The organism is Thermoleptolyngbya sp. PKUAC-SCTB121, assembly GCF_016919485.1.
Classification (GTDB): domain Bacteria; phylum Cyanobacteriota; class Cyanobacteriia; order Elainellales; family Elainellaceae; genus Thermoleptolyngbya; species Thermoleptolyngbya sichuanensis.
Genome location: NZ_CP070366.1, coordinates 4,747,832 through 4,773,566, shown reverse-complemented (window position 1 = coordinate 4,773,566; position 25,735 = coordinate 4,747,832). Strand labels below are relative to the sequence as shown.

Annotated in this window: 20 protein-coding genes, 1 pseudogene and 1 riboswitch; of the genes and pseudogenes, 11 read left to right on the top strand and 10 right to left on the bottom strand. The window is 56.6% G+C overall.

The features are described from left to right. Positions 1 to 78 precede the first annotated feature (78 nt). Positions 79 to 651 carry a DUF1802 family protein gene (locus JTM80_RS19480; RefSeq protein ID WP_225906687.1) on the bottom strand — a complete coding sequence of 191 codons (573 nt, stop codon included), beginning with the start codon at positions 649 to 651 and terminating at the stop codon, positions 79 to 81. A 402-nt stretch (positions 652 to 1,053) separates the two neighbouring features. On the opposite strand from JTM80_RS19480, the gene JTM80_RS19475 reads away from it, so the two are divergent. Both JTM80_RS19475 and JTM80_RS19470 read left to right on the top strand, forming a co-directional pair. Next, complete coding sequence (locus JTM80_RS19475; RefSeq protein WP_172355250.1) at positions 1,054 to 1,506, top strand: YbjN domain-containing protein; 453 nt, start codon at positions 1,054 to 1,056, stop codon at positions 1,504 to 1,506. Between the two features lie 20 nt (positions 1,507 to 1,526). Next, entirely contained in the window at positions 1,527 to 2,324 is a 798-nt protein-coding gene (locus tag JTM80_RS19470) for a biotin/lipoate A/B protein ligase family protein (protein WP_172355248.1), read from the top strand. A gap of 133 nt (positions 2,325 to 2,457) precedes the next feature. Here JTM80_RS19470 and JTM80_RS19465 read toward each other — a convergent pair whose 3' ends face one another. Further along, the gene (locus tag JTM80_RS19465) at positions 2,458 to 2,772 is read right to left on the bottom strand and encodes a P-II family nitrogen regulator (RefSeq protein ID WP_172355246.1); all 315 of its coding nucleotides are present in this window, start codon (positions 2,770 to 2,772) and stop codon (positions 2,458 to 2,460) included. 759 nt (positions 2,773 to 3,531) lie between these two features. Here JTM80_RS19465 and JTM80_RS19460 point away from each other — a divergent pair. Then, the gene (locus JTM80_RS19460) at positions 3,532 to 4,683 is read left to right on the top strand and encodes a sodium-dependent bicarbonate transport family permease (RefSeq protein WP_172355244.1); all 1,152 of its coding nucleotides are present in this window, start codon (positions 3,532 to 3,534) and stop codon (positions 4,681 to 4,683) included. Positions 4,684 to 4,905: 222 nt separating this feature from the next. On the opposite strand, the gene JTM80_RS19455 is transcribed toward JTM80_RS19460, so the two are convergent. From JTM80_RS19455 to cobN, 4 genes are all read right to left on the bottom strand, one after another. Then, complete coding sequence (locus JTM80_RS19455) at positions 4,906 to 5,310, bottom strand: hypothetical protein (RefSeq protein WP_172355242.1); 405 nt, start codon at positions 5,308 to 5,310, stop codon at positions 4,906 to 4,908. A 211-nt stretch (positions 5,311 to 5,521) separates the two neighbouring features. After that, positions 5,522 to 6,381, bottom strand: a protein-coding gene (locus JTM80_RS19450; protein WP_205369727.1) for an IS630 family transposase whose coding sequence is annotated in 2 segments (ribosomal slippage) — positions 5,522 to 6,076 and positions 6,079 to 6,381 — 858 coding nt in all. Because the reading frame shifts where the segments join, the coding sequence is not laid out codon by codon here. Positions 6,382 to 6,481: 100 nt separating this feature from the next. Further along, a complete protein-coding gene (locus tag JTM80_RS19445; RefSeq protein ID WP_205370127.1) occupies positions 6,482 to 7,546 on the bottom strand; it encodes a TrkA family potassium uptake protein in 1,065 nt (354 codons plus the stop codon). A gap of 189 nt (positions 7,547 to 7,735) precedes the next feature. After that, positions 7,736 to 11,560, bottom strand: coding sequence for a cobaltochelatase subunit CobN (gene cobN, locus JTM80_RS19440; RefSeq protein WP_205370126.1), 3,825 nt, complete (start codon positions 11,558 to 11,560; stop codon positions 7,736 to 7,738). A 139-nt stretch (positions 11,561 to 11,699) separates the two neighbouring features. On the opposite strand from cobN, the gene JTM80_RS19435 reads away from it, so the two are divergent. Further along, entirely contained in the window at positions 11,700 to 13,469 is a 1,770-nt protein-coding gene (locus JTM80_RS19435; protein WP_172355236.1) for an ATP-binding protein, read from the top strand. Positions 13,470 to 13,679: 210 nt separating this feature from the next. Here the strand turns inward: JTM80_RS19435 and JTM80_RS19430 are convergent, their stop codons facing one another. Beyond that, positions 13,680 to 13,886, bottom strand: a complete 207-nt coding sequence (locus JTM80_RS19430) for a chlorophyll a/b-binding protein (RefSeq protein WP_172355234.1) — start codon at positions 13,884 to 13,886, stop codon at positions 13,680 to 13,682. A gap of 173 nt (positions 13,887 to 14,059) precedes the next feature. Here JTM80_RS19430 and JTM80_RS19425 point away from each other — a divergent pair. The 4 genes and pseudogenes from JTM80_RS19425 (at position 14,060) to JTM80_RS19410 (ending at position 18,079) form a co-directional block, all read left to right on the top strand. Continuing rightward, positions 14,060 to 14,623: pseudogene (locus JTM80_RS19425) on the top strand (DinB family protein). 162 nt (positions 14,624 to 14,785) lie between these two features. Next, positions 14,786 to 15,700, top strand: coding sequence for a hypothetical protein (locus JTM80_RS19420; RefSeq protein ID WP_172355232.1), 915 nt, complete (start codon positions 14,786 to 14,788; stop codon positions 15,698 to 15,700). Positions 15,701 to 15,842: 142 nt separating this feature from the next. Continuing rightward, positions 15,843 to 15,940: riboswitch (TPP riboswitch) on the top strand. A 7-nt stretch (positions 15,941 to 15,947) separates the two neighbouring features. Beyond that, positions 15,948 to 17,321, top strand: coding sequence for a phosphomethylpyrimidine synthase (gene thiC / locus JTM80_RS19415; RefSeq protein ID WP_172355230.1), 1,374 nt, complete (start codon positions 15,948 to 15,950; stop codon positions 17,319 to 17,321). A 104-nt stretch (positions 17,322 to 17,425) separates the two neighbouring features. Beyond that, positions 17,426 to 18,079: a L,D-transpeptidase gene (locus JTM80_RS19410; protein WP_225906686.1), complete on the top strand. Its 654-nt coding sequence runs from the start codon at positions 17,426 to 17,428 to the stop codon at positions 18,077 to 18,079. A 99-nt stretch (positions 18,080 to 18,178) separates the two neighbouring features. On the opposite strand, the gene JTM80_RS19405 is transcribed toward JTM80_RS19410, so the two are convergent. Continuing rightward, the gene (locus JTM80_RS19405) at positions 18,179 to 18,922 is read right to left on the bottom strand and encodes a Uma2 family endonuclease (protein ID WP_172355228.1); all 744 of its coding nucleotides are present in this window, start codon (positions 18,920 to 18,922) and stop codon (positions 18,179 to 18,181) included. 142 nt (positions 18,923 to 19,064) lie between these two features. Here JTM80_RS19405 and argS point away from each other — a divergent pair, with 142 nt between their 5' ends. Then, on the top strand, positions 19,065 to 20,825 hold the full coding sequence (argS, locus tag JTM80_RS19400) for an arginine--tRNA ligase (protein WP_172355226.1): 1,761 nt from the start codon (positions 19,065 to 19,067) through the stop codon (positions 20,823 to 20,825). 118 nt (positions 20,826 to 20,943) lie between these two features. Here the strand turns inward: argS and JTM80_RS19395 are convergent, their stop codons facing one another. After that, complete coding sequence (locus JTM80_RS19395) at positions 20,944 to 22,572, bottom strand: TIGR04222 domain-containing membrane protein (RefSeq protein ID WP_205370125.1); 1,629 nt, start codon at positions 22,570 to 22,572, stop codon at positions 20,944 to 20,946. A 379-nt stretch (positions 22,573 to 22,951) separates the two neighbouring features. Between JTM80_RS19395 and JTM80_RS19390 the strand changes: the two genes are divergently transcribed. Both JTM80_RS19390 and JTM80_RS19385 read left to right on the top strand, forming a co-directional pair. After that, positions 22,952 to 23,719, top strand: a complete 768-nt coding sequence (locus tag JTM80_RS19390) for an alpha/beta fold hydrolase (RefSeq protein WP_225906885.1) — start codon at positions 22,952 to 22,954, stop codon at positions 23,717 to 23,719. Beyond that, a complete protein-coding gene (locus JTM80_RS19385; protein ID WP_205370124.1) occupies positions 23,697 to 25,505 on the top strand; it encodes an ATP-binding protein in 1,809 nt (602 codons plus the stop codon). Before JTM80_RS19390 ends, JTM80_RS19385 begins: the two co-directional genes overlap by 23 nt. On the opposite strand, the gene JTM80_RS23230 is transcribed toward JTM80_RS19385, so the two are convergent. Then, complete coding sequence (locus JTM80_RS23230; protein ID WP_255548819.1) at positions 25,502 to 25,627, bottom strand: hypothetical protein; 126 nt, start codon at positions 25,625 to 25,627, stop codon at positions 25,502 to 25,504. The genes JTM80_RS19385 and JTM80_RS23230 overlap by 4 nt on opposite strands. Positions 25,628 to 25,735 lie beyond the last annotated feature (108 nt).

Below are 25,735 nucleotides of genomic sequence, written 5' to 3'. Positions count from 1 at the left end.
GACGCGCTTCGTCCCCCAAGCGGGGGTTTGGGGGGAAGCTCCCCCCAAGGCTTACTGGCTTGGCATCCGGAGCCTTCTCTACTGACCCAAAACCACCCGCTCAATCTCCTTAACACGGCTGTCGTATTGCTCCTGCGTCAGGACGGGCGCATCTGCAAAGGGATTGTCCACATACCCCGCAGGAAGTTCCACATCAATCCAGGATTTGCAGCCGCCGTAGGACTCTTGATAAGGCAACGTGAGAGATTCTGGGAACCGATGCACGCGCAGCAGCAGGACGTAGAGCGGCTGCTGAGGCTTCCATTTCAGCCGTTCTGTAGCTAGGGCGTTTGTCCAAATGTGAAACGGCAGCAGCGCCTCAACGGTTTCTGCGGTGGTGATTTGAAAGATGTGGGTGATGTCGGCCCAGGCGCAGAGGGTTACGGTGTTGGGATGCCAGCCGGAGGGGACGGGCTGCACTCGGTCGGCGTAGGGCGGCTTGAGCAGGTGTGGCTGCTGGTGTTCGTAGGTGGGGTAGAGCAGCACGCGGGACTGTGCCACGCTGAACCGACCGCCTGTTTCCCGGATGCCGCCTTTTCGCAACAGCAGAATAGTGTCGCCGCTGAGCAGGGCTTCGAGGGCGATCGCCCATTCCTTGAGCGCTGCAACCAACGATCTGGCATTCTCTGAAGAAGAGTCTGAAGAAAAGTCTGAAGAAGAGTCTGGACGTTGGGATGTGGAATTTTGGGGGACGTTCAGGCGGGTCATCGGCAGTACAGCGAGTGAGGACGGGAGGTGGCGTTGTGCCTAATCTAGCGCGTTGGGCGAGGCAGTGCGTCATGAAGTCCTGGGGCGATCGCCCGCTTTAGCCGCTTTAGAAAGAAACTTGGTAGAAACATGCAGGATTGCACCCTGAGCGGCTAAAGTTGTGAGTAGCCTTGCAAATCAGGCTGTAACCTAGGTTACACCCGAAGGTATTTCCTGGTTCTGCAATTTTCTTCGGCTATTTGTGTTCGTCTACGGTTATCCCCAATCCCCCAACCATTTGTCCACTCACTGAGCGACCTGCTTCCTATGGAACCTGAATCCAGCCAAGCTTTGACAGAAGAAATTATCGAAGCAACCAGCCATCTGGATGTCGTTGAAACTGTGATTTCCAGCCTGCAAGAAGACCAGAGCGCGATGGTCAGCCGATCTGACCAGGGCAATCTGTGGAAGTTCAAATATGGCAGTGTGGAAGTGTTTGTGCAGCTAACGGGCGAAACGGATGACGACATGCTGATCGTTTGGTCGCCAGTGCTGAGTTTGCCCGCCAAAAACGAGCTAGAACTCATGCGAAAGCTGCTGGAACTGAACTGGACGAGTACCTTCGAGTCTCACTTCGCCATCATGGATGGCAAGGTGATCGTCGCGGCGCAGCGCACGGTTGCGGAATTGTCCCCCGGTGAGGTGTCGCGCAACATTACAATGGTCGCTTCTGTCGCCGACAGCTACGACGAGATCCTTCAGGCCGAGTTTGGCGCTTGAACCTGGGCGGTTCCCCCGCCATGAACGCAAACGATGACGATTCTCGTTCTGTCTGGCGGCTTATTCCGCCGATGACCGCAGATGGCGCGACGCAAATGGCCGTCGATCGCTGGCTATTCGAGCAACACGCCCAGGGTTTGCATCCGCCGACGCTGCGGTTTTATACCTGGGAACCAGTCGCCCTTTCCCTTGGCTATCATCAGCGTCAGATTCCTGAACACTGGCGATCGCTCACTTACCAGAATCAGCCCATCGATCTGGTGCGTCGTCCTAGCGGCGGCCGTGCGGTGCTGCATCAGGGCGACCTAACCTATGCCGTCATCACGTCGGGGCTGGGGCCCAGCCGCAACGCCGCTTATGAGAAGATCTGCACGTTTTTAATCGAAGGCTGGCGATCGCTCGGCGTATCGCTCCACTACGGCACAGCCGGCCGCGGCTATATCCACAACCCCAACTGCTTTGGCACAGCGACTCGCGCGGATCTAGTCACCGACAGCGGCCACAAACTCATCGGCAGCGCCCAACTGCGGCGCGGCGAGTGCATTTTGCAACATGGCTCTATGCGCCTTTGCCCCGACTCCGATCTGTCTTATCAGGTCTTTGGCACAGCACCAGCAACGGATGGGGTGATCCAATCGGCCATCGGTGATCCGCCTGACCTCGCCACTATCATCACCACTCTGGCAACCGCAGCAGAACAGTGCTTTGGCATTTGCTTCGCTGCACAGCCCATCACCAATGCCGAATGGCGGCAAATCGACGCACTGCAAATTGATGCTCTGAGCAATACCCGTCAGAATTTTCACCAAAGCCTGTAGGCTTGCGACTTCAATAAGCCTGCTATTTACAAGCTTGCTACGGAGAGGCGATCGCCCCTGGAATGACCCAGAAAGAGCGATCGCCCTGACTGCCCTCGCCATGCGAGAACTGAGGCCGTCCCTAGATCCGGTACTAGAACTTGTGCGCGTGCAATACCTCCGCATCACAGAGATAAGCAATGCCTGAATAATCGTCAAAAAACTTCGTTGCAATGGTATCTGCGATGTTGAGAGCCATATCCCGACTGGCAGTGAGTACTTCGATCTTGATATTCGAGTAAACATCGCTAACGGTCGGCTGCCCTGACGAGCGCACGTTGCGACTGCCTTTCCCGCCAGCAGGCATCACCGTATAGCCAGCAGCCCCGGCTTCATCGATGATCTGGGTGATTTGTTTCAACAACAATTTTTCTGTAACAATGACGAGTTTGCTGGCTTTCTGAGTCATGTTTGGTCGCCTCCTAAAACGTCCTGCTGCAAAAATCCAAGGAATAAATCTATGATTTAGTCTTGTACCATATCACTGAGTTTATGGTGCGAGACTCACTTTGTTGAGAAGGATTGCCTCAGATTAGCGGAAACGTTTCATAAACAACGCTTATTCCTGGGGTATTCCGGAGGGCGATCGCCACGAGTCAGCCCCAGACAGCGCAAGCTTTCGCGCCCAGTTGCTGTCTCGGTCGAGATGAGCCAAACAACTTTGGGAACTCCATGAACTTAGGACTTACGCAGTTAGACAATTTCTCGCGGGCTGTGCCCGCGAGAAATCGTCCAAGACCCAGAAAGTTTAATCGCAAGTTCGTAAATCCTAGAACTATTAGGAAAAATCTATGATCTCGATTCACATTAACTAGATCTATATCAGAAAGCAGCAAGCAAAAGGAAAACTTATCGCATGGATTTGACATCGTAGTTCAAATCTACGTCGCAGGGGTGCAAAAATTTATTCATCTCAGGATAGACTTGAGTCCATGAAGATTTGAGTCTTAATAGATCTAAGTCTATGAAAGGTTATTCGGAACCGCGATCGCCTTTCAGATCTTTCAGAGAGCGCCCCCTCTCTCAACACCTTATCAGCAGGTTCTTGCGTAACGCCTTCGCTAGTAGGGGTGAAGCGCTTCACTCTTAAGCTCTTCGACTCTGTTAAATAAAGGCTCACCTGTCATACATCATCGCTCCTCGCCAGAGGAGACGGAAGGAGGTACCCGTGGATTTCTTATCCGGTTTCTTAATGCGTTTTATGGGACAGTTGCAGTCCCCGACACTCGGTTTTCTGATTGGCGGCATGGTTATTGCTTCCCTCGGTAGCCAACTGCAAATTCCAGATGCAATTTATAAATTCATTGTCTTCATGCTGCTCATGAAAGTGGGTCTGAGCGGCGGCATCGCAATCCGCAATGCCAATCTGTCGGAGATGCTGCTACCTGCACTGTTCGCTGCGGTCATGGGCATTCTTATCGTATTTATCGGGCGCTACACGCTCGCCAGAATGCCAAATGTTAAAGTTGTAGATGCTGTTGCTACTGCAGGCTTATTCGGTGCTGTGAGTGGTTCGACCCTCGCCGCCGCCCTGACGCTGCTAGAAGAGCAAGGCATTGAGTACGAAGCTTGGGCAGGGGCTCTCTATCCTTTTATGGATATCCCCGCGCTCGTGACGGCAATCGTTGTAGCCAGCATCTATCTCAGCAAGCGGAAGCGCGATAAGTATTATTTCAATGAGGAGTACGTTAGCAAGCAGTCCGTGGCTGTCGGTGGGTATACCGACGAAATCAGCGGCCCTGCAAGCAGGTATCCTGGTGGGTCGGGCATTACCGCAGCCGGGTATCCGAAAGATCCGGACACTACCCCAGGCAAGCGAGTTAGAATTTGGCCCATCGTGAAGGAAAGTCTTCAAGGTTCGGCGCTCTCGGCGCTGTTGCTCGGTATCGCTTTGGGCATCCTAACCCGTCCAGACAGCGTCTTTGAAAGTTTCTACGAGCCTCTCTTTCGGGGTCTGCTTTCTATTCTGATGCTGGTTATGGGAATGGAGGCCTGGTCCCGGCTTGGCGAACTGCGTAAGGTGGCTCAGTGGTACGCTGTCTATGCTGTAATAGCTCCACTGGTGCATGGGCTGATCGCCTTTGGTCTTGGCATGATTGCTCACTTTGTAACAGGGTTTAGCCTCGGCGGTGTTGTGATCCTGGCCGTCATTGCCTGCTCCAGTTCGGACATTTCGGGACCGCCCACCCTGCGAGCCGGTATCCCCTCAGCCAACCCTTCTGCCTACATCGGCGCGTCTACAGCCGTTGGAACACCAGTGGCGATCGCCCTTGGCATACCGCTTTACATTGGTCTTGCCCAGGCATTCATGGGTGGCTAATTCCTGCCGAATCGTGGTCTGCCGGTGTTCGTTGGACCCGGCGACCAACGCAGCGGCTATGCAGAGGTCTGCATTTTCTAGTCAATTTTGATGTACCAGCATCTTTCGGCGATCGCCCTTCATCTCCCTGCACCCGCACCTCTGGGCGATCGCCCCCGGATACCTTTTGGGACGTTGCACACTCACCCAAGTCTGTCGCGACTCAACCTTTGCGTCCGGTTGTCATAGCGTGTAGGGGCGCGACCACAGAAAATACCGGCGGGCGGGCGATAACTCAACTGATCCATTCTGCAAATCCAATCTCGTCCAACCACCCATACGACCGTCCAGGGTGCAATGCAAAAGGACGCGATCACTGAACAAAGCCTGGAGAAAATCCAGGACATCTTCGGTCACAATCTCATCTCTCTGCGGCTCTGAAAGCTTCTTGTCATAAGGATTGAAATGACTGTGCGTAATCTTCTCGATCAAAACTGTCGCCTCGTCGCCGTCGTCATAGACGAAAACTCTGCCGACAGCGGGCTGGGCCGCAGGGAAAGTAGCTATCGGCTGCGGCGGAGAGTCGAACTGAATCTCCCAACCAGCGAACTCGCGCTTCAAAGCTGGAATGAGGCGATCGCGAATCATGCGAGGGTTAAAAATATTACTAAGTAGATAGACCAGATTAAAAAACAGATCCTGAACCCTGTGCCGCCCGCTGCGCGGGCGGCACAGGTTCTTTGGGTTTTATATTTATTAATGTCCCACCTACTTAGACGGAAAGTTTCTAGATAGCTGCCCATCTAGGGGTGTTATACGAAAACCGTCGGGTTAATTCCAGATTTTAGGTGATATAGCCCTACGCAGTCACGTTAGAGCATTCTCTAAAAGCAGCATCCACACAATCGCGAAAGTTATCAAACTCATCCCAGCGTTGCCGCATCCAATTCTTCAGCACAAACCACCAATGCTCAATCTCGTTCAAGTCTGGGGAATAAGGGGGTAAATACCAAATCTCACACCCTGCTTGAGCCACGATCTCTTCAATGGTTTGAGAATGATGGAAACTGGCATTGTCAATCACAATCACATCTCCCGCTCGCAGTTGGGGGACTAAGCACTCCTCCAACCCCCTCTCCACTAAATCCCGGTTGCACGAGCCAGCAAAGGTCATTGGCGCAAAGAGGCTGTTCTCTCGTAAGGCCGCAATCCAACTGACTCGTTCGGTGCGTTTTCCTGATTTAAGCCCATAGAAGCGGTCTCCAACCTCGCAGTAGCCGTAGGGATACACGTCTCGATGATCAATGCCTGCTTCATCGACATAGACAACCTGATGCGGCAGCTTACTCCTCAAGCGCTCTTGAAACTCCTGTCGCTTCAGGTCGTCTCGTTCCCGATAGCCATAGGTCTTTTTTTTCGACTAAACCCAATCTTTCGCAAGGCTCGACTGATGTCCTGCTGTGTCACATTATCCCCCCACAGGGTTGCCAGTCTCGCTTGGGTCTGATCCCCATGCTGCTTGACAAACTCACGAAAGCGCGACCAGTCGGTAATCTTATGCCGATTTCCTCGCTGAAACCCAGTCATCGCTCGGCAATCTCCCGTTTCTTTTTCCCGTTTCAACCACAGGTCTAAGGTATTGCGACTGATGTTGAACATTCGACAGACATCAACTTTGCGGTGACCTTGTTTCACGGCTTCAATCGCTTTGCAACGCAAGTCGTAGCTGTAAGGGGGCGGGCATAGGTGTTCCTAAACTCTCCTGATGGCTCTATGATAACGTCCTAACCCAAATACGTAGTGCTATACCATTCGTCTACTAAAGCTTTGCACCACGATAGCGAATTTGCCGTTTGAGCGACAGTTCTTCGGACAGCTTGGGCATGTCGCCCCTGTGCCCCATCACAATCACCGTGTCATCCTCATGCAGCACAACGGTGGAACCAGGATTCATAATCAAGGTTCCGTCTGCTCGTCGCAGGGCCACAATCAGATAGGTGCGGCCGACCTGCCCGCGCCCCCGCACTTCTAGGTCTTTTACAAAGCTGCCAATTAGAGCCGAACCACGAGACACCCGCAACTCGTCGAGCTGCATGTCCAGATTTCCCAGCAATTCATTCAGTGTACTACTGCCGTCGTTGTGGTTCAGCAAGTCAAGGGAGGCCGGGTGCGTAATCATTTGGGACATTCGCATCGCGCAGATGGTGGCGGGCAGCACGACATGGTTTGCGCCCGCAAGCCGGAGTTTGCGCTCGGTGCTAGGATATTCCCCCCGCGCCAAAATGGACAGGGCCGGGTTCATGCCCCGCGATGTCAGCGTGATAAACACATTTGCCGCATCGTCTGGCAGGACGGTCGCCAAGTATCTGGCTCGCCGAATCCCTGCTAGCTCTAGCACTTCTTCATCCGTTGCGTTGCCGCTGATCACCAGATAGCTCATTTCCTGGGCCTCAACCACGCGGCCGGCATCGTTATCAACAATGACGAAGGGCTTTTGCTTGTCTTTCAGCTCCCGCGCCAGGATTTGCCCCATGCGCCCAAAGCCGCAAATAATCGTGTGATTTTCCAGGGTTTCAATGGCTTTTAGCATCCGTCTGACTCCCAGCGCCCGATTGATTTCTCCCTCAGTAATCATCTGCACAATTCCTCCCACGGCGTAGACTGCTGAGGAAGTGCCGCCAATAATGACCAGCATGGTAAATAGGCGCAGGGTTGGCGTTGTAATCGGATTCACTTCGCCAAAGCCAACGCCAAAGACCGTGATGACAACCTGATAAATCGCGTCTAGAAACGTCCAGCCCGCAACCATATATCCGGCCGTGGCCACGATGATGGTGATCAGGAACAAAACCGCGCCCGTGAGAACCCGGCGGAAGGGAGTCATGCGTTTAGGGAGGGCTGGCAAAAGATTAGAGATCTTGCCTGTATAGTAGCGCTTTCAAATCGGCTCAAAGCGTAATGCACATGGCAACGCCAAAGAACCGTATATGAATTTTCCTTTGCGAGATCTCTGTGTTCGAGAGATTTGCAGGTTGGGAGGCTTGCAGGTTGGGGGGCTTATGGGTTGGGAGACTTACAGGCGAGATTCGATGTGGGCCTCGGCCTGGAGGGCGATCGCCCTCAGTCGATTTAGCACATCCCCCGGAGCCTGCGCCCATAGCCCCCGCTGGTGCGCCTCCAGCAGCCGCTCGGCCATGTCGCGCAGGGCCCAAGGATTTTTGTCCTGCACAAACGCCTGCACTGTTTCATCCAGCACGTAGGCTTGTGCCACGCCTTCATACATATAGTCCGCCACGCAGCGGGTCGTCGCGTCGTAGGCAAACAGATAATCCACCGTCGCCGCCATCTCAAACGCGCCTTTATAGCCGTGCCGCATTACGCCCTCGATCCACTTGGGGTTAATCACGCGAGAGCGATAGACGCGGGCGATTTCTTCCTGCAAAGTGCGGATTTTGGGCGCTTCGGGTAGGGCATGGTCGCCAAAATAGATCTGCGGGGTTTGCCCCGTGAGGGCGCGGGTGGCCACCGTCATGCCGCCCTGAAACTGGTAATAGTCGTCTGAATCGAGCAGGTCATGTTCGCGGTTGTCCTGGTTGTGCAGCACGATTTGCAGGGATTTCAGGCGCGACTCAAGGGCTTCCGGCGCGGCGCGTCCCTCGCCCTGCCCCGTGTAGGCATAGCTGCTCCAATTGATATAGGCGCGGGCCAGGTCGGCGTCGGTCGTCCAGTTTTGCGCGTCGATTAGGCCCTGTAGCCCCGCGCCGTAGGCTCCTGGCTTGGAGCCAAAAATTCGGTAGCGCGATCGCCCTTCTGCCTGTTCTGGGGTCAGCCCCGCCGCCTGCCACTGGGTCGCCTCCTGTCGCACCCGCGCCGCTAGGGGATTGTCTGCGGGCGGCTCATCCAGTTGGGACACCGCCGTTACCGCTTGGTGAAACAGGTCGATTAGATTGGGAAAGGCATCGCGAAAAAAGCCGGAAATTCGCAGCGTTACATCCACCCGCGGCCGACCTAGCAGAGACACAGGCAGAATTTCAAAATCCACCACGCGCCGCGACGCGCCATCCCACACGGGCCGCACGCCCAGCAGCGCCAGCGCTTCCGCCAGGTCGTCGCCACCCGTCCGCATGGTCGCCGTGCCCCACATCGACAGCCCCAGCGTTTGTGGATAGTCGCCGTGTTCCTGGGTATAGCGTTCCACCAGCGCCTCTGCTGCTCTGCGGCCGACATCCCAGGCGCTTTCCGTCGGAATGGCGCGGATATCCACCGAGTAGAAATTGCGCCCCGTCGGCAGCACTTCAGGTCGCCCCCGCGTCGGCGCACCAGAAGCCCCACTAGGCACATAGCACCCGTCCAGCCCACGCAACAGGTGGATGAGTTCCTGGGGAGTGGCGCGGAGGGCGGGCAAGAGGTCTGGGGGGAGGGGATGCCTAGCTTCGTGATCTGTGTGCTCTGTGACTGGATGACCTGGATGTTGCTCCCCGATTTGATTTCCAACTTGATCTCCAAGGTCTCCAATGGCTCGTTCAACCTGGGCGGCGGCTTCTTGCTCGATCAGGTCGATCAGGTCGGCGGCGTTGCGGAGGGTGGCGGGGTTCGCAGCGAGTTTGGGGACGGTGAGCGTCCGGTGGATTTGGTCTGGCGTGAGGGGCTGGGCGGGGTCGGCAGTGAGCGGATCGAGGTCGAGATGCCAGCGCACGGCGATCGCCCTTGTCAACCCGACGTATCCCGGTGTGGGATGGCGGGCGATCGCCACAACCAGATCTCGCAACTGCCGTCCGCTGGGGCATTGTCCTAGAATATGCAGCCCGTCGCGGATCTGGGCCTCTTTGAGTTCGCACAGATAGGTGTCGAGGTTGGGCAGGAGCGCCTCAATTTCCCTAGAATCGGCAGAGTCAGCCGTTAGCCCCAAATCCTGCAAAACCTGGGTTTGCTGGAACAGGGCTAGGAGGCGATCGCGGATAACAGGTAGCCGCGACGGGTCAAGGCTTTGCGCCTCGTAGTATTCATCCACCAGCGCCTCAAGCTGCTGGAGCGGGCCGTAAAGTTCGGCGCGGGTGAGGGGCGGCGTGAGGTGGTCAATAATCACCGCCTGGGCGCGGCGCTTTGCCTGGGAGCCTTCGCCCGGATCATTGACGATAAAGGGATAGAGATGGGGCAGCGGGCCCAGGGCAATTTCGGGATAGCAGGTGGCCGATAGCGCCACGCTCTTGCCGGGTAGCCACTCCAGGTTGCCGTGCTTGCCCACATGAACGACGGCATGGGCCCCAAAGTGCGATCGCACCCAGTGATAAAACGCCAGGTACGCATGGGTTGGCTCCAGGTCTGGCGCGTGGTAGTTCAAGCTGGGGTCGAGGTCATAACCGCGACTGGGCTGGATGCCGATAAAAACATTGCCAAGCTGGATGCCGGGAATGGGAACGCCGTCCTGAGACTCCTGACACCACCCATCTCCCCAGCGATCGCCCAGTTGCGTTTGCACTGTCGGCGGCAGGGTTTGAAAATAGGCCCAGTAGTCGCTCAGGGAGAGGGATTGGGCGATAGGGCGGTGCTGGGCTTCGGGGTCGTTGGTGGGGCCGGCGGTGAGGCGGTGGATCAGGTCGTCGCCCGTGGCGGGAATATCGCTCAGGGTGTAGCCCGCTTGCTTCAGGGCCTTCAGGATTTCGACAGTGCTGGCGGGGGTGTCGAGGCCAACGCCGTTGGCAAGGCGGCCGTTGCGGGTGGGATAGTTGGCCAAGATCAGCGCAATGCGGCGCTCTGCGGGGGGCGTTTGGCGAAGGCGCACCCAGGCGGCGGCCAGATCGGCGACAAACTGGAGGCGATCGCCCACCGCTGCATACTCCACCACATCGGTTTCCAGCCCGTCATGTCGTGTCTGCAAAGTTTTGAACGACACGGCCCGGCTGATAATCCGCCCATCCACCTCCGGCAACGCCACATTCATCGCTACGTCGCGCGGCGACAGCCCCCGGCTTTGAGCCTGCCACTGCTCCCGCGTGCCGCCGCTGAGAATGACCTGAAGCACGGGCGCATCCAGCCGGGTCCACAGGCTCACATCCGGCGCGTCGTCCTCCAGTCGTGCCAGCGAAAAGCTCGTCGTATTCAGCACCACCTGCACGGCTTCTTCGTCCTTGGGCTGGAGCAGCGTCAGCAGTTCCGCCTGCACGTCTGGATCGCGCAGCGAGGAGACAAATACCGGAATCGGCTGCATTCCTCGCGCCGCCAGCAGTTCGCACAGCGCCTCGATGGGCTGCGTGTTTCCTGCCAAGTAGTGGGCGCGGTAGAACAGGAGGGCGACGTTTGGGGCAGGCTGGGGGTTGGACGCTTGCCTGGGCGGTTTGCAAATGCCTGAAGCAGCGTACACGCCAATCTTAGGAACAGGCTGGGGAAACGATGGACTAAAGGACTGGCCAAAGCACTCGTCCGCCAGAAATAGCAGGGCATTGACCCAGTTTTCGCGGCCGCCTTCAGTGAGGTATCGCCAGAGACGGTGGACGGCAGCGAGGGGGGCGGTAGAGTGGCTGAGCAGATCAGGATCGGGGCGATCGTCTCCGGGCAGCACAAACAAGGTTGCGCCCGTTTGGGCAGCGGTTTGCTTTAGCACTTCTAGCCCGTAAGGCCAGTAGGCGCGGCCACCCAGCAGGCGCAGAATAATGACCTGGGCCTGGCTGAGGACTTCTTCGGCGTAGGTGTCAATGCTGAGCTGCTGCTGAAGCTGGAGGAGGCTGGCAACGCGCAGGGCCGGAACGCCAGCAGGCAGGTGGGGCAGGGCGTGGGCAAGGCTCTGGATATCCGTGTCGGCGGCAGTCAGGAAAACGATAGGCGCGGGCGTTTGCTCCAGAAAAATCACGCCCTCGGTGTCGGGATTCCAGCCTCCAGGGCTGGCGGCTAGTCGATGCATCGTATTGTTGAAAATCTATGCTCTGGGGTGAACATCTTTCAAAATCCTTATGCCTCCCAGCGCCAGGTAGACTCGCAGGATACCATAATGAACGGTTGTTAAACTCCTAGTCCAGAGTCCTCCTGTCTAGCGTTCCATCGTGCCCCCTGCATCTCATCTCCAGGCAGCGGAGAGAGACTGGTTTCCGTCGCTGCTGCACTCATCCCATATGCCCACGCCCGAACCGTCGGTTGATTCTCTGATTTTGCCGCTGGCAGTACTGCATCAGCTTCAGGATTTGCTTCAACAGATGGCGCTGTGGGTCCAGTCTTCTGGCGATGGGGCGCTGCTGTTGGGGGCGACGACGCTGCCGCTGGCAGTACAGACGCAACTGCCGGATGGCAAGCAGTTTATGGTGCTGGTGTCGCGCCCCTTTAGCGTGCTGCTGAGCGGCTGGCAGTCTGAGGGGACTAATGTGCCCGGACAGGCTGGTGATTTGGATGCTGCCGAGGAATCGCAGCGGGTGGATTTGACCTTTGATCCGGGGGCGATCGCCACCTTTTTGCAATCCCTGATGGAACTGTGTCAGACCGAGGCAGACCTAATGGCGGCGCTACAGGCGGCGGGCGATCGCCTCCAGCCCAACGATCCCCTCGCCCAGACGGAATTTACCCGGCGACTGGTAGCTCTGCTCACGAATCCTGAACTGTCGATAGAACCAGAGCGCTCGTCGCTAGAGCAGCAGGTCGTCGCCCGCACCCACGACTTGCAGGAGGCGGTGCTGGCAGCCCAGACCGCGAATCGCGCCAAGAGTGAGTTTCTGGCCGCAGTTAGCCATGAATTGCGAACCCCGCTAACCACCATTATTGGTATGTCTGCCACGCTGCTGCGCTGGTCTCTGGGGGAACTCAGTCCGCGTCAGCGCAGCTTTTTGCAGACGATTCATGACAGCGGGCAGCACTTGCTAGAACTCATCAACGACATCCTCGACCTGTCGCAGGTGGAGTCGGGGCGGGCCGTGCTAAAGCTGAGTCCATTTTCGCTGACGATGATGGCTCAGCAGAGCATGAAAACAGTCGAAGAAACTGCCCTGAAGCAGGGCGTAGAGCTGGCGCTGGATCTGCGAATTGACCCTAGCCGCGATCGCTTCGTCGCCGATCCGCATCGGGTCAAGCAGATTTTGCTGAATCTGCTCAGCAACGCCGTGAAGTTCACCGCAGCAGGCGGCAAGGTGACGCTGCGAGTGATGGCCGATCCTCAATACGCCATATTCCAGGTGATCGACACGGGCATCGGCATTCCCGAACAGCAGCGCCCCTTGCTCTTCCAGAAATTTCAGCAGCTTGATAGCTCCTACCAGCGGCTCTATCAGGGCACAGGCTTGGGGCTAGCGCTAACCAAGCAACTTGTGGATCTGCACGGTGGGCGGATTATGGTCGATTCTACGGTGGGCGTGGGGTCGGTGTTTACGGTTCAGCTTCCGGCCCGCTCAAAAGACGATGCAGCGGAGGCAACTGCGCCCATTCCGGCCTTGGATGGGCTGGGGCGCACCATTTTGGGACGGGTGGTGCTGGTGGAAAATGATGAGCTAACGGCCAACATCATCTGCGACATGCTGACGGCGGCAGGATATCAGGTGGTGTGGGTTCTAGAAGGCTCCACCGCCTTTAGCCAGATCGAGCTACTCCAGCCAGATGCGGTCATCGTTGATGTGCAGTCGCCCGAAAATGCGGGCGCGGAGCTAATTCACAACTTGCGCCATAGCCCAATTACCCAGCATTTGAAAGTGATTGCCCTGGCAAGTGATGAAGCTTCACCCTACGCAGCACCCGCGATCGCCGCTGCCGATTCTTGCATCACCAAACCGATTCAGCCGGAGGACGTGCTGCCGAGAGTGCTGTCTCTGGTGGCGATCGCCGAAACCTCTTGACCCGAACGTCCACCTTAACGTTCAAGGATCAGGGATAGGCAGGGTGATCCGGGCAATTCCCAATCCTTGACCCGAACGTCCACCTTAACGTTCAAGGATCAGCAGACCCAGTAGTAATCAAGAGAATCTGCAAAAATGAGCCAGACGGAAATGCCTCGTCTGGCCCACTTCAATTCATCTCTCAGTTCAAAGCAGTTGCCAACCAGAACCTTAGAGGTTTTGCAGGAGGCTGACCAATCCCTGGTGCGTGAGAGCTTCTAGCAGCAGCATCGATACAAAGCCAATCATCGCCAGCCGACCGTTGAGCTTTTCTGCATATTCCGTAAAGCCAGTCCGCGCTTCGCTATCTACATACATCTGCGGCTCAACAGCGTAAATATTTTGTCTGCCCTGCTCTTCGGTAACAACTCCTCTCATGTCAAACCTCCTTAAAACCTTATGTAAATAAATGTAACGCAAAAGTTAACAAATGTAAACTACTCTCAGGTTCGGTTTTCTTGAGTTCTGCAAGAAAGGCGATCGCTCCAGACTCTTGGCAGCCGCTGAGTTCCGCTAGCATAAAGGCGTTCAGGCTTGTGGGAGGGCGCTTTATGATTGATGTGGATTATTGCCAGATGATGGCGAAATACAACCAGTGGATGAACTTCAGGCTGTATGCCCTGTGCGCTGAGATGTCTGATGGCGATCGCCGTCAAGATCGGGGCGCATTTTTCAAGTCTATTCACGGCACGCTGAATCATTTGCTGTATGGCGATCGCGCTTGGCTAGGACGGTTTACCCATCAACCTCTGACGGGTTTGGCAATTGGGCAAGACCTTTATGAGAATTTTGACGAACTGCGACAGGCACGGGAACAGTGCGACAAGGAAATTCTGATCTGGGTTTAGAGGATTACAGCCGACTGGCTGGCACAACCCTTCACATTTCACAGCAAGGCTGATGGCAAAACGCATACGCTGCCGACTTGGACACTAGTGGTGCATCTGTTTAACCATCAAACGCACCACCGAGGACAGATCACTACGCTGCTATCACAGTTGGGCCTTGATCCGGGTGTCACGGATTTGCCCTGGCTGCCAGATCTGGCAACTGCCGTAGGTGCAGATATCGTAGGTGCAGATATCGGAGATCCGTCAGTAGACCCGTCCCTCTAGAACAGTCGCCAAAACAATCGCAAAAACAGTCGCAAAGGCAACGGCCTCAGTCGATATCATTGCCGACTATTGCAAGATAGATGCAGCATTTCATTTCTTGGGATATGGTGTAAGCAAGCCAAAATCCCGATACTGGCGGATTTCCCGACGATACTAAGCGTTATGACTCATCCAGCCCGCGACCCCGCCATTCTGGATGCCGTGGCACTGCTCAACGGCTACGGGTTTGACATGGACGGCTTCGCGGCGGACTATTTGGTGAGCTATTGGGCGGTCAACCACCCGGCACACTGGATTCGGGCAGCCATCGTCGAAGCGCTGTATCAAGGACGCTACCGAGCCGTATCAGTGGGGCAAATCTTGGCCGTGTGGCGGCGGCGGGGACAGCCCATTCCCCACTACACGCCAGATTTTGAACGAGTGGTGAGCGGTCGATTCGGCGGGTTTTCGGCGGCTCCCTCAGCCAGTGCTACTATTTCTCAATCATCGGTTTCTCAATCAACCGCTTCTCAAACGCCTGCTCGCCAAAACCAATCCACCTCCGTATTTTCTTCGGAGTCTGCACTGGATGAACCTGGTTCTGTGGATAGGGCGATCGCCCCACCCAGCGAATCTGAACTCGCAGACGCTGAACTGCCTGCGGATCAGTCTGATCCGAGCGCAGACTCCTCAGGTTCAGACTCTCAATTAGACTCTAGACTAGACCCTCAACCAAACCTCCAATCAGCCCCTCCGTTAGACCCTCAAGAGGCTTCGGAGCCGAGCAATATAGCTGCAACAAACGTAGCTGCGACAACCGAAGACCAGCCAGGCCCAACCGAGAACGAAGACGCTTTCGGCTGGTGGGGGCGGGGCAGCGTGGCCCAGAACCCAATCCATCAGTACGTGCCGATTATTCCCCGCATTGAAGCGTCGGCGTTTTATGCCAAACTGCGGGCCGTTGCCTGTGGCGGAGATGAGGCTGGCGAAGGCGCAGTCCTTGTGGCAGACGGTCAGCGGCTGGCGCAACCTTCCATTTTGCGGAATAGTCCGCTGCTGGACAGCATGGAGCAAGCCCAGTTGGGTGAACAGAACTAGGCGACCAGAACTAGGCGACCAGAACTAGACGCGACCAGGACTAGACGCGACCAGGACTGAACACCTGCGATCGAACGTTTTGCAAAGAATTCCTCTGTTTTGCAATCGGTTTCTTGGATTCTCCTGCCAGGAATGGTATAACAAACGCAGCTAGGGGTGCCTGAGCGATTCAGGCTGAGATTACACCCTGAGAACCTGAGACTGGTTAGCACCAGCGGAGGGAAGCTGTTTATCTGAGGAACTAAATATGAGAGCATCCTGGGTCGCCAAGCGACGCGGACAGAGCAACGTGTCTCAAATGCACTTTGCTCGACAAGGCGTTGTGACGGAAGAAATGCAGTTTGTGGCTGAGCGCGAGCAGTTGCCTGTGGAACTGATTCGCTCGGAAGTGGCGCGGGGACGGCTGATCATCCCTGCCAATGTGAATCATGTGAACCTGGAGCCGATGGGGATTGGCATAGCCACCCGCTGCAAGGTGAATGCAAACATCGGTGCGTCGCCCAATTCTTCGAGCCTACAAGAAGAAGTGGATAAGCTGAAACTGGCGGTGAAATATGGTGCAGATACGGTGATGGACTTGTCTACAGGCGGCGGCGATTTGGACGCGATTCGCTCGGCCATCATTGCTGCATCGCCTGTTCCCATCGGCACAGTGCCGATTTATCAAGCATTGGAAAGCGTCCACGGCAACATCGAAAAGCTGACCCCCGACGACTTTTTGCACGTCATTGAAAAGCACGCGCAGCAGGGTGTGGACTACATGACGATTCATGCGGGAATTTTGATTGAGCATTTGCCGCTGGTGCGCGATCGCCTCACGGGAATCGTCTCTCGCGGCGGCGGCATCATCGCCCGCTGGATGCTGGCCCACCACCAGCAAAACCCGCTTTACACGCACTTCCAAGACATTATCGAGATTTTCAAAAAGTACGATGTGTCATTTAGTCTGGGCGACTCGCTGCGGCCGGGCTGCCTGCACGATGCCTCCGATGCGGCCCAGCTTGCGGAACTGAAAACGCTTGGTCATCTCACGCGCAAAGCATGGGAATCGGACGTGCAGGTGATGGTTGAAGGCCCGGGCCATGTTCCGATGGATCAAATCGAATTTAACGTGAAAAAGCAGATGGAGGAATGCTCCGAAGCACCATTTTACGTATTGGGGCCGCTCGTGACGGATATTGCACCCGGATACGACCACATCACCTCTGCGATTGGGGCGGCGATCGCCGGATGGCACGGCACCGCGATGCTCTGCTACGTCACACCCAAGGAACACCTGGGGCTGCCCAATGCCGAAGACGTGCGAAACGGGCTGATTGCCTACAAAATTGCTGCTCATGCTGCCGATGTCGCCCGCCATCGCCCCCATGCCCGCGATCGCGACGATGAGCTATCTCGCGCCCGCTACCACTTCGACTGGAATCGCCAGTTTGACCTGTCGCTCGATCCAGAACGCGCCCGCGAGTATCACGACGAAACCCTGCCCGCCGATATCTATAAAACTGCTGAGTTTTGCTCGATGTGCGGGCCAAAGTTCTGCCCCATGCAGACCAAGGTGGATGCGGAAGCGCTGACGGAGTTGGAAAAGTTCCTGGCGAAGGAGCCTGCGGTAGGGCGATGAAGGAGACGGAGGGTTGGCGTTGTGTCTCTCCTGCGCCCACCCTCTAGGACTTTCCATCCCCAACCCCTGGGCTATACTAGGCTCAGTTTTTGCGTGGGGAGGCGGTGGTGCTGGTGCGTGGCGTTCGGCGGTTAGCAATACAGTTTGCGGCGGGGCTGGTTTCTCCGGCCATAGTAGGTCTGGTGGGGCTACGTCCGGCGATCGCCAATCCGGGAAGCTTGGTCGAGTGGGGGTCGCTGCGAACTGAACCCGTCGTAGCACCTGTCTCGCCGCCGCCCAGCGCCGTCCCCATCGCGCCCGCCGCCACCTGGCCTGATGTGCCTGCGCTGGGAGCCGCTGAGCCGTTTGTGCCAGAACCAGAAGGGCGATCGCCCGTGTCGCTGGTGGTCGATCTGAGCGATCGCCGCGTCTATGTCTACGAGCAAGAGCAGATTAAAGCTAGCTTTCGCATCGCGGTGGGTCGAGCGGGTTGGGAAACGCCGACCGGTCGCTACGAAGTCATCAGCATGGTGGAACACCCCACCTGGCAGCATCCGTTTACGGGCGAAATCGTGCCGCCAGGACACGGCAACCCGCTGGGAGTCCGCTGGATCGGTTTCTGGACAGACGGCAAAAACACCATCGGCTTTCACGGCACTCCCAACGAGGAAACTATCGGACGCGCTGCCTCCCACGGCTGCATCCGCATGTACAACGATGACGTGGTTGCCCTGTTTGAAATGGTGCAGGTTGGTACGCCAGTCCATGTGGTTCCCTAGTGGGGCTTCCTGGCGCAGCGTTTCCTAAAGCAGCGTTTCCTGAAGCAGTATTTCCTAAAAGTGCATTTCCTAAAAGTAGAGACTCCAGAGACTCCTCTCCTAAAACTGCCCGCTGCGCCGCGCCGCCAACTGCTGCACAAACTCGGCATGGGCGGAAGACTGGATGCCGGTCTGCAATCCCTGCATCACCTGCATCATGTCTCCCCCACAGAGCGCCACCACATCCAACCACAGCCCCGGAAAGATGCGGCTGCGAAGGAAGCCGTCGGCATCGGGCGGCAGCACAAGATATTCGCCTTCGTTCAAATAGAACCAGTCCAGCCCGTTTTCTAAGCTCCGCCACACAATATATTCTTGAACCCCGCTGCGGCGATAGACTTGCTTTTTGGTGTGGAGGTCGATGGAGGCGCTGCTGGCGGCAATCTCGACAATCAGTTCTGGTGCGCCCTCGATATAGTCATCTTCGCTAAGGCGGGACTGCCCACCAGCAGCCGGGTCAATCAGCAGCACAATATCTGGCTGGGGTTCATTGTCTAGGTCGAGCCGCACGGTTGGAGCATCTGCTACTTCTACGGCAGGTGTTGCAAGCCAATAGGTGGAAAGCCAAAGCATCATCTGAGCATGGGGTTTACCATGACTCCTAAAGCGGAGAGCAGCGGGCACGTAGACGACTCCTTCGATTAGTTCGGCTTTTTTGAGATGGGGCATCGCCTCGTAGCGCCGCTCAAACTCGGCCCGCGAGAGGTGGTCGCCGCTTTCCAGGGGCGGCAGTCTGCTGACGGGAGGAGAGGTGGGGCGATTCCCGTAGGGATCGCTTCGCGAATCGCGCTGGGTCTGCGTCATGATTGGGAGAGTTGACGTTTATAATCACTACGGATGAAGCGCATCCTGATAAAGCACGTTCTGAGACGTGGGGTCAGCCGCTTCACCAGAATTCTTCCTATTGTACGGTTGCTGCTCGGTTCCTCTGCCTGCCTAAAACGCCATGAATTCCACCCTTGCACTGTTGAGAAGCCGATTAGAAGCTGCACTGGTTGCGGCGTTTGGGCCGGACTTGGCTGATGCTGACCCGGTTCTGGTGCCTGCCAGCAATCCCAAATTTGGGGACTATCAGGCGAATGGCGCGATGGGACTGGCCAAGAGACTGGGCATGGCTCCGAAGGCGATCGCCTCTCAGCTTCTCGACCATCTGGACGTATCCGACCTATGCGACCCGCCAGAAGTAGCCGGGCCCGGCTTCATCAACCTGCGGCTCAAGCCAGAATACCTAGAAGCGCAACTCAAGGCCATTCAGGCAAACCCGCGCCTGGGCGTTGCGCCCGTGGCCAACCCGAAGCGGGTGATTGTCGATTACCCCAGTCCTAACATTGCCAAGGAGATGCATGTGGGCCACCTGCGTCCCTGCGTCATTGGCGATGCCCTGGCGCGAATTCTGGAGTTTCTCGGCCACGACGTGCTGCGGCTAAGTCACATCGGCGACTGGGGCACGCCCTTTGGAATGCTGATTGCCTATTTGCGCGAGGCCTATCCCGACGCGCTGGCGGGCGGCGAACTCGATCTGGGCGACCTGGCAACGTTTTACCGGGCCGCCAAAAAGCGGTTTGACGAAGACACGGACTTTCAGGAAGCCGCGCGGCTGGCGGTAGTGAAGCTTCAGGCGGGCGATCCAGAAACGATTCAGGCCTGGAAAGTCGTCTGCGATTTGTCGAATCGCACGAATCGCAAAATCTTTGACCTGATGGGTCTGTCGCCCAAGATTCAGGAGCGGGGCGAATCGTTCTACAACCCGCTCTTGCCCGATGTGATTGCAGAACTGGATCGGCTGGGGCTGCTGGTGGAAGACCAGGGCGCGAAGTGCGTGTTTTTAGACGGCTTTACCAACAAAGAGGGGAAGCCGCTGCCGCTGATTGTGCAAAAGTCGGACGGGGGCTATAACTACGCCACGACGGATCTAGCGGCGATTCGCTATCGCGTGACAGAAGACCGGGTGCAGCGGGTAATCTATCCCGTTGGCGCAGAACAAATCAATCACTTTGCCCAGATTTTTCAGGTGGGCAAGCGGGCGGGCTGGATTACCGATGAAACGGAGTTTGTGCATACACCGCTGGGCAATATTTTGGGCGAAGATGGCAAAAAGCTGAAGAGTCGCTCTGGCGAAGCGGCGCGGCTGGTGGACTTGCTGGAAGAGGCGATCGCCCGGGCCCGCGCCGACCTGGAAGCCCGCCTGACCGAAGAAAACCGCACCGAATCCGAGGACTTCATCGTCCATGTGGCCAACGTCGTCGGCATTGGCGCAATCAAATACGCCGACCTCAGCCAGAACCGCACCAGCAGCTACATCTTCAGCTACGACAAGATGCTGGCGCTGCAAGGCAACACCGCCCCCTACATGCTCTATGCCTACGTGCGGGTGCAGGGCATCAGCCGCAAGGGCGGAATCGACTTCGAGGCGCTGGGGGACAATAGCCGGGTCGTGCTGCAAGACGAGGCAGAGTTTGCCCTGGCCAAGTCGCTGCTGCAATTTGACGAAGTGCTGAGCGCAGTGGAGGCCGATCTGCTGCCCAACCGCCTGTGCGAATATCTCTTCGACCTCAGCAAGACCTTTAATCAGTTCTACGACCGCTGCCCCATTTTGCAGGCCGAAGACCCGCAGCGCACCTCGCGGCTGCTCCTGGCAGACCTGACCGCCCGCACGATCAAGCTGGGGCTATCGCTGTTGGGGATTCAAGTTTTGGAGCGGATGTAAAAAACGAAGAGGGAAGAACGAAGAACGGAAACCTGTTCTTCCCCAAGAAACAAGAAAAAAGAACGAAAACCGAAGAAAGATTCTTCCCTTTTCTCTCTTCTCTCTTTCCTCTTCGTTTCTAGCCCCCACAGCCCCCACAGCCCCCACAGCCCCCGCAACCCCCGCAACCCCCGCCGCCGCCGTCGCCGCCGCCCCCATCACCACTCCAGCCATCGCTCCCCCAGGAAGACAAATATCCACTGCCACTTCCGGTGCTGGAAACAGGAGAGAGTGCAGCCCGTAAGCTGGCAAACTCTTTGCCGCGTAGTGCGGTGGTTCCGGATAGGGCAATGAGGAACAGAAATTGAGTTTGCTGCACGGCGCTGAGGTCGCGGGTGCGGAGCGTCATGGCGGATTGATGAGTCGCTCGGATCTGTTGCAAAGCGCGATCGCCATACCGACTCGATAGAGGCGGCAGTTGGAATATTGCGATAACAACCAGCCACACCACAATCATCATCAGCAGAAACCCAACGGGCCGCCCCCGCGAAAGGCCGACCAGCACCTTGGCAATGCCCAGCAACAGCGGCAACAGCAGCAGCAGCACGGGATAGAGTCGCGCTTTGGCAGCCTGGGCGGGCGACAGAGCCAGTCCAAGCGCCTGTAGGCGCGATCGCAGGGTTTCGGTCGCCCGCGCATTATTCCGACGGAGGCTCTGTACCGTGGCTTTTGAGCCATTCATGCTTTCCAGAATCGCCCGCTCTAGCGGGTGCTGCGACGGCTCCGGCGCAACCAGCGGCACCAGGAATCCCTCCTGGGCATCGATAGCAGGGAGTTGCGATCGCGCCATGCTTACAATTGCCGTATCAATCGCCCGATCTGCCCCACCCACCAGATAGGCAACGTCGTAGGGATCGAGCGTCGGCAGCGACTGTCCCTCCACGTTGCCAGGTTGTCGGAGCCATCGACGCAGCGCCCATGCCACCAGCAGCGTGCTGCCCAGCACGAAGAGATAAAACTGCAAAAACTCTGGCCCTCGAAGATCTAGCGGGTTGGGAATCGGGGCGATCGCCGCGCAGCTTGTTAGACTCAATGCCAGCACCACCAGGCCACCCAGCACCACCGGAGACTGCTGCACAAACTGCCAACCAGACCGCCAGCCAGACTGCCAGATCGCCGCCCACCGGCCTGCCCAGTCTGGTCGAGGCAGCACCCAATGCTGCTGCACATTGACCCGGCGGAATTGCAAATCTCGCCCAAACCGCAGGCTCGGATCGGGCCAGATGTCTGGGGGCGGTGCTTCCCCAAACCAGGCTTCGTAGCTCTGCAAGGTTTTGCGATACCAGTCGTTAAATTTGTGGTGTTCGGTCTGGCCGCCCTGGGTTGGCTCGTGGTGCAGCGGCATTTGCAGCACCTGTGGACAAAACACCTCCCAGTAGGAGCGGCTGTAGGTGAGATGCTGATGCCATGCCTGGTCTACCTGATCCGACGGCGTGACGGGATGCCCTGCACAGACTGCCAAAAACGCAAACTTTTTGTATTCCTCAATCACTCGCTGGGTATAGTTCAGAGACCAACAATTGTCGCGAGCAAGGCGCTGGCTAAAGCTGAGCGCTGCGCCGGGCTGGTCGAGCGAAAAGGCTTGCAGTCGGTCGTAGAGGGCTTGCTGTTGGGGCGTTGTCGAGTGGAGGGCGATCGCCCCCCGACCAGACCGGAGGGCGGCGCTAGAGAGATTTGAGGCATGGGGAAGATCCGGAGTAGGACTCATAGGCACCTAATCTAGGGAGTGTAGAAGAGGAGTGCAGAAAGGGTTCCCGATTGCTTTCGCTCTATTAAATTTTTCAGACGCGATTTGCCCGAAGAGATTTAGAATCTCTATCACTCAAGACTTGATATAAATACAGGCTGCACTGCTAGGCTTACGAAAATCGACCTTAAAGAATAAAGAATCGGTCTATCACCAGCTATCAATTTCAGCTATCAATTTCAACTACCCATTTCAGCTACCCATTTCAAAAATGACAAACCAACAGACAAACCAACTGATACCAAACGATTTTCCCGCCGACCCCCAACTTTCCCACCAGCGTCCCCAATCCATCCTTACTCGCAACAATGTCACTGTTTCAGGACAGGGCACTCAGCCGATGCTGTTTGCCCACGGCTTTGGCTGCGACCAAAATATGTGGCGACTCGTTACGCCAGCCTTCGCTGCCGACTATCAAATTGTGTTGTTTGACTATGTGGGGTCGGGCAAGTCGGACTTGCGAGCCTACGACCCAGAGCGCTACAGCCGCTTGGAGGGCTATGCTCAGGATGTCTTAGAGATTTGTGAAGCGCTGGATCTACAGAATGTCATGTTTGTAGGGCATTCGGTGAGCAGCGTGATTGGAATGCTGGCGGCGATGCAAGCCCCCCAGCGGTTTGAGCGGCTCATCCTGGTGGGGCCGTCGCCCTGCTACCTCAACGATCCGCCGGACTACTGTGGCGGTTTTGAGCGAGAGGATATTCTGGGATTGATGGATCTGATGGATAAGAATTATCTCGGATGGGCCAGCTTTTTGGCTCCCGTTATCATGAAAAACGAACAGCGTCCCTCACTCTCAAAGGAACTGGAAGAGAGCTTTTGCTCAACAGACCCAGTGATTGCACGGCGCTTTGCCGAGGCAACGTTTTTATCAGATTATCGGGGGATTCTGGCTGACATGACCGTACCTTCGCTGATCTTGCAGTGTGCCGAAGATGCGATCGCCCCTACAGAAGTCGGCCACTATCTCCATCGCCATCTCCCCCACAGCACCCTCAAGCTCATGCAGGCAACGGGTCACTGTCCCCACATGAGCCATCCCGACGAAACCATCCAGCTAATCCAAGATTATCTTTCCGCCGCTCATGTCATCAGAGCCGCACAATAAACCGCAGAATGAACCGCAGACCGCATCACCTGTCGAACGGTGTGCCTGCCATCTAGATGAATTGCTGGACACCGCGCCATGCGGTTTCCTGGCATTCACCGACGACGGCACAATCACCCTGACGAATGCTACCCTGCTGGAACTGCTGCAATGCGGTCTGGACGAGGTGAAAGGGCAGCGCCTAGAAGCCTTGCTGCCAACCGCTAGCCGCATTTTCTACCAAACTCATTTTTTTCCGCTGCTCAAGCTGCAAGGCAAGGTTGAAGAAATCTATCTTCCAGTTCGCTCTAGAACGGGGGAAAGCCTGCCGATGCTGGTGAATGCGACCCGCCATCAGCGCCAGGGGGAAGTGCTAAATGAGTGCGTTCTGATTCCGATCCAGCAGCGGAGCGAATATGAGGAGGCACTGCTGCAAGCCCGCCGCGATGCCGAAGCTGCCATGCAAGCTCAAATCCAGGCCAACGCCGCGCTAGAGCAAACCCGGGCCGCCCTAGAGCAGAAGCAGACGGAGCTAGAAGCCCTGAATGCTCGGCTAGAAGATCTGGTGCAGCAGCGCACGGCCCAGCTAGAACAGGCGCTCGAGTTTGAGGCGCTGCTCAAGCGAATTACGGATCGGGTGCGTGATAGCCTGGATGAGGCGCAGATTTTGCAAACGGCAGTGCAGGAATTAGGGGCAGGGCTGGCGCTGGTGGGGTGCAATGCCGGGCTTTACAATGCGGCGCAAACGCAGGTAACGATTGACTATGAGTATCACCAGGATGGGGCTGTACAGTGTTGTAGGGTCGAGGATTTAACCATCGAATCGGCGACAATGTATGCGGCGATCGCGCAGGGGAACTCTGGCCCCTTTTGCTGTTATTTGCCTGAGTGCCCTCGATATGGAGCGGGCCATTGGGCGATTTTGGCGCGTCCGATTTATGACGATCAGGGCATTCTTGGCGATTTGTGGCTCTTTCGTCCGGCTGAGCAAACCTTCAGCGAGGCGGAGGATCGGCTGGTGCAGCAGGTGGCCAATCACTGTGCGATCGCCCTCCGCCAGTCTCACCTCTACCAAGCTGCTCAGCTTCAACTGCATGAACTGGAGGAGCTAAATCGGCTCAAGGACGATCTGCTGAACACCGTGTCTCATGAAATGCGATCGCCCATGTCCAATATCCTCATGGCAATCCAACTGCTGGAGGTGCATCTAGAACCCCTGGGTGTGTTCGCAGACGAAGCAGGAATCGTGAAGCGCTACTTTCGAGTGCTGCAAGACGAGAGCCAGCGCGAAATTCGGCTAATTAACAATTTGCTAGAGATGGCCCGCATAGAAGCAGGCACCGATCCGCTGAATATCAGCATGATTCCGCTCCAGTTTTTTATTCCCTACATTGCAGAACCCTATGTGGAGCGGGCTAGAAATCAGCAGCAGCAGCTAGAGATTCAGATTGAAGAGTCGCTTCCCTCTTTTTCCAGCGATTTATCGTATTTAGAGCGTATTCTCGGCGAATTGCTGAACAATGCCTGCAAGTACACCCCCGCTGGAGAGTACATTACTCTTTCTGTACAGTCTACGTCTGATGGGCTGCGGATTTGTGTTCGCAACACAGGAGTAGAAATTCCCGCGGCAGAGTGCGATCGCATTTTTGAAAAGTTTCACCGCATTCCTGATCACGACGTTTGGCATCAGGGCGGCACGGGGCTAGGGCTGGCACTGGTTAAGAAACTGGTGGAGCGGTTGGGGGCGACGATTCGCGTTGACAGTCGAGACGGTGCAACCAGTTTCATCGTGGAATTTAGTTACTAGGCGTTGGGCCCATCAGGATTAAGCCAGGGGTTCAGTCCAAATTTGCCAAACTGAGCCAAACTGAAGAAAAAAGCGGGCGATCGCTCGGCTCCATCTCCGCCGAAACTCGATGCAGCCAGCATTCGTTAATCCAAAACTTCTAGTCCCAAAGCCGCAGGCTCAACCCTCCAGCCAACCTCCATTTACCTTGCAGTAGCCCCCAACACTCCTTCCGCAGCGTTCTAGAACAA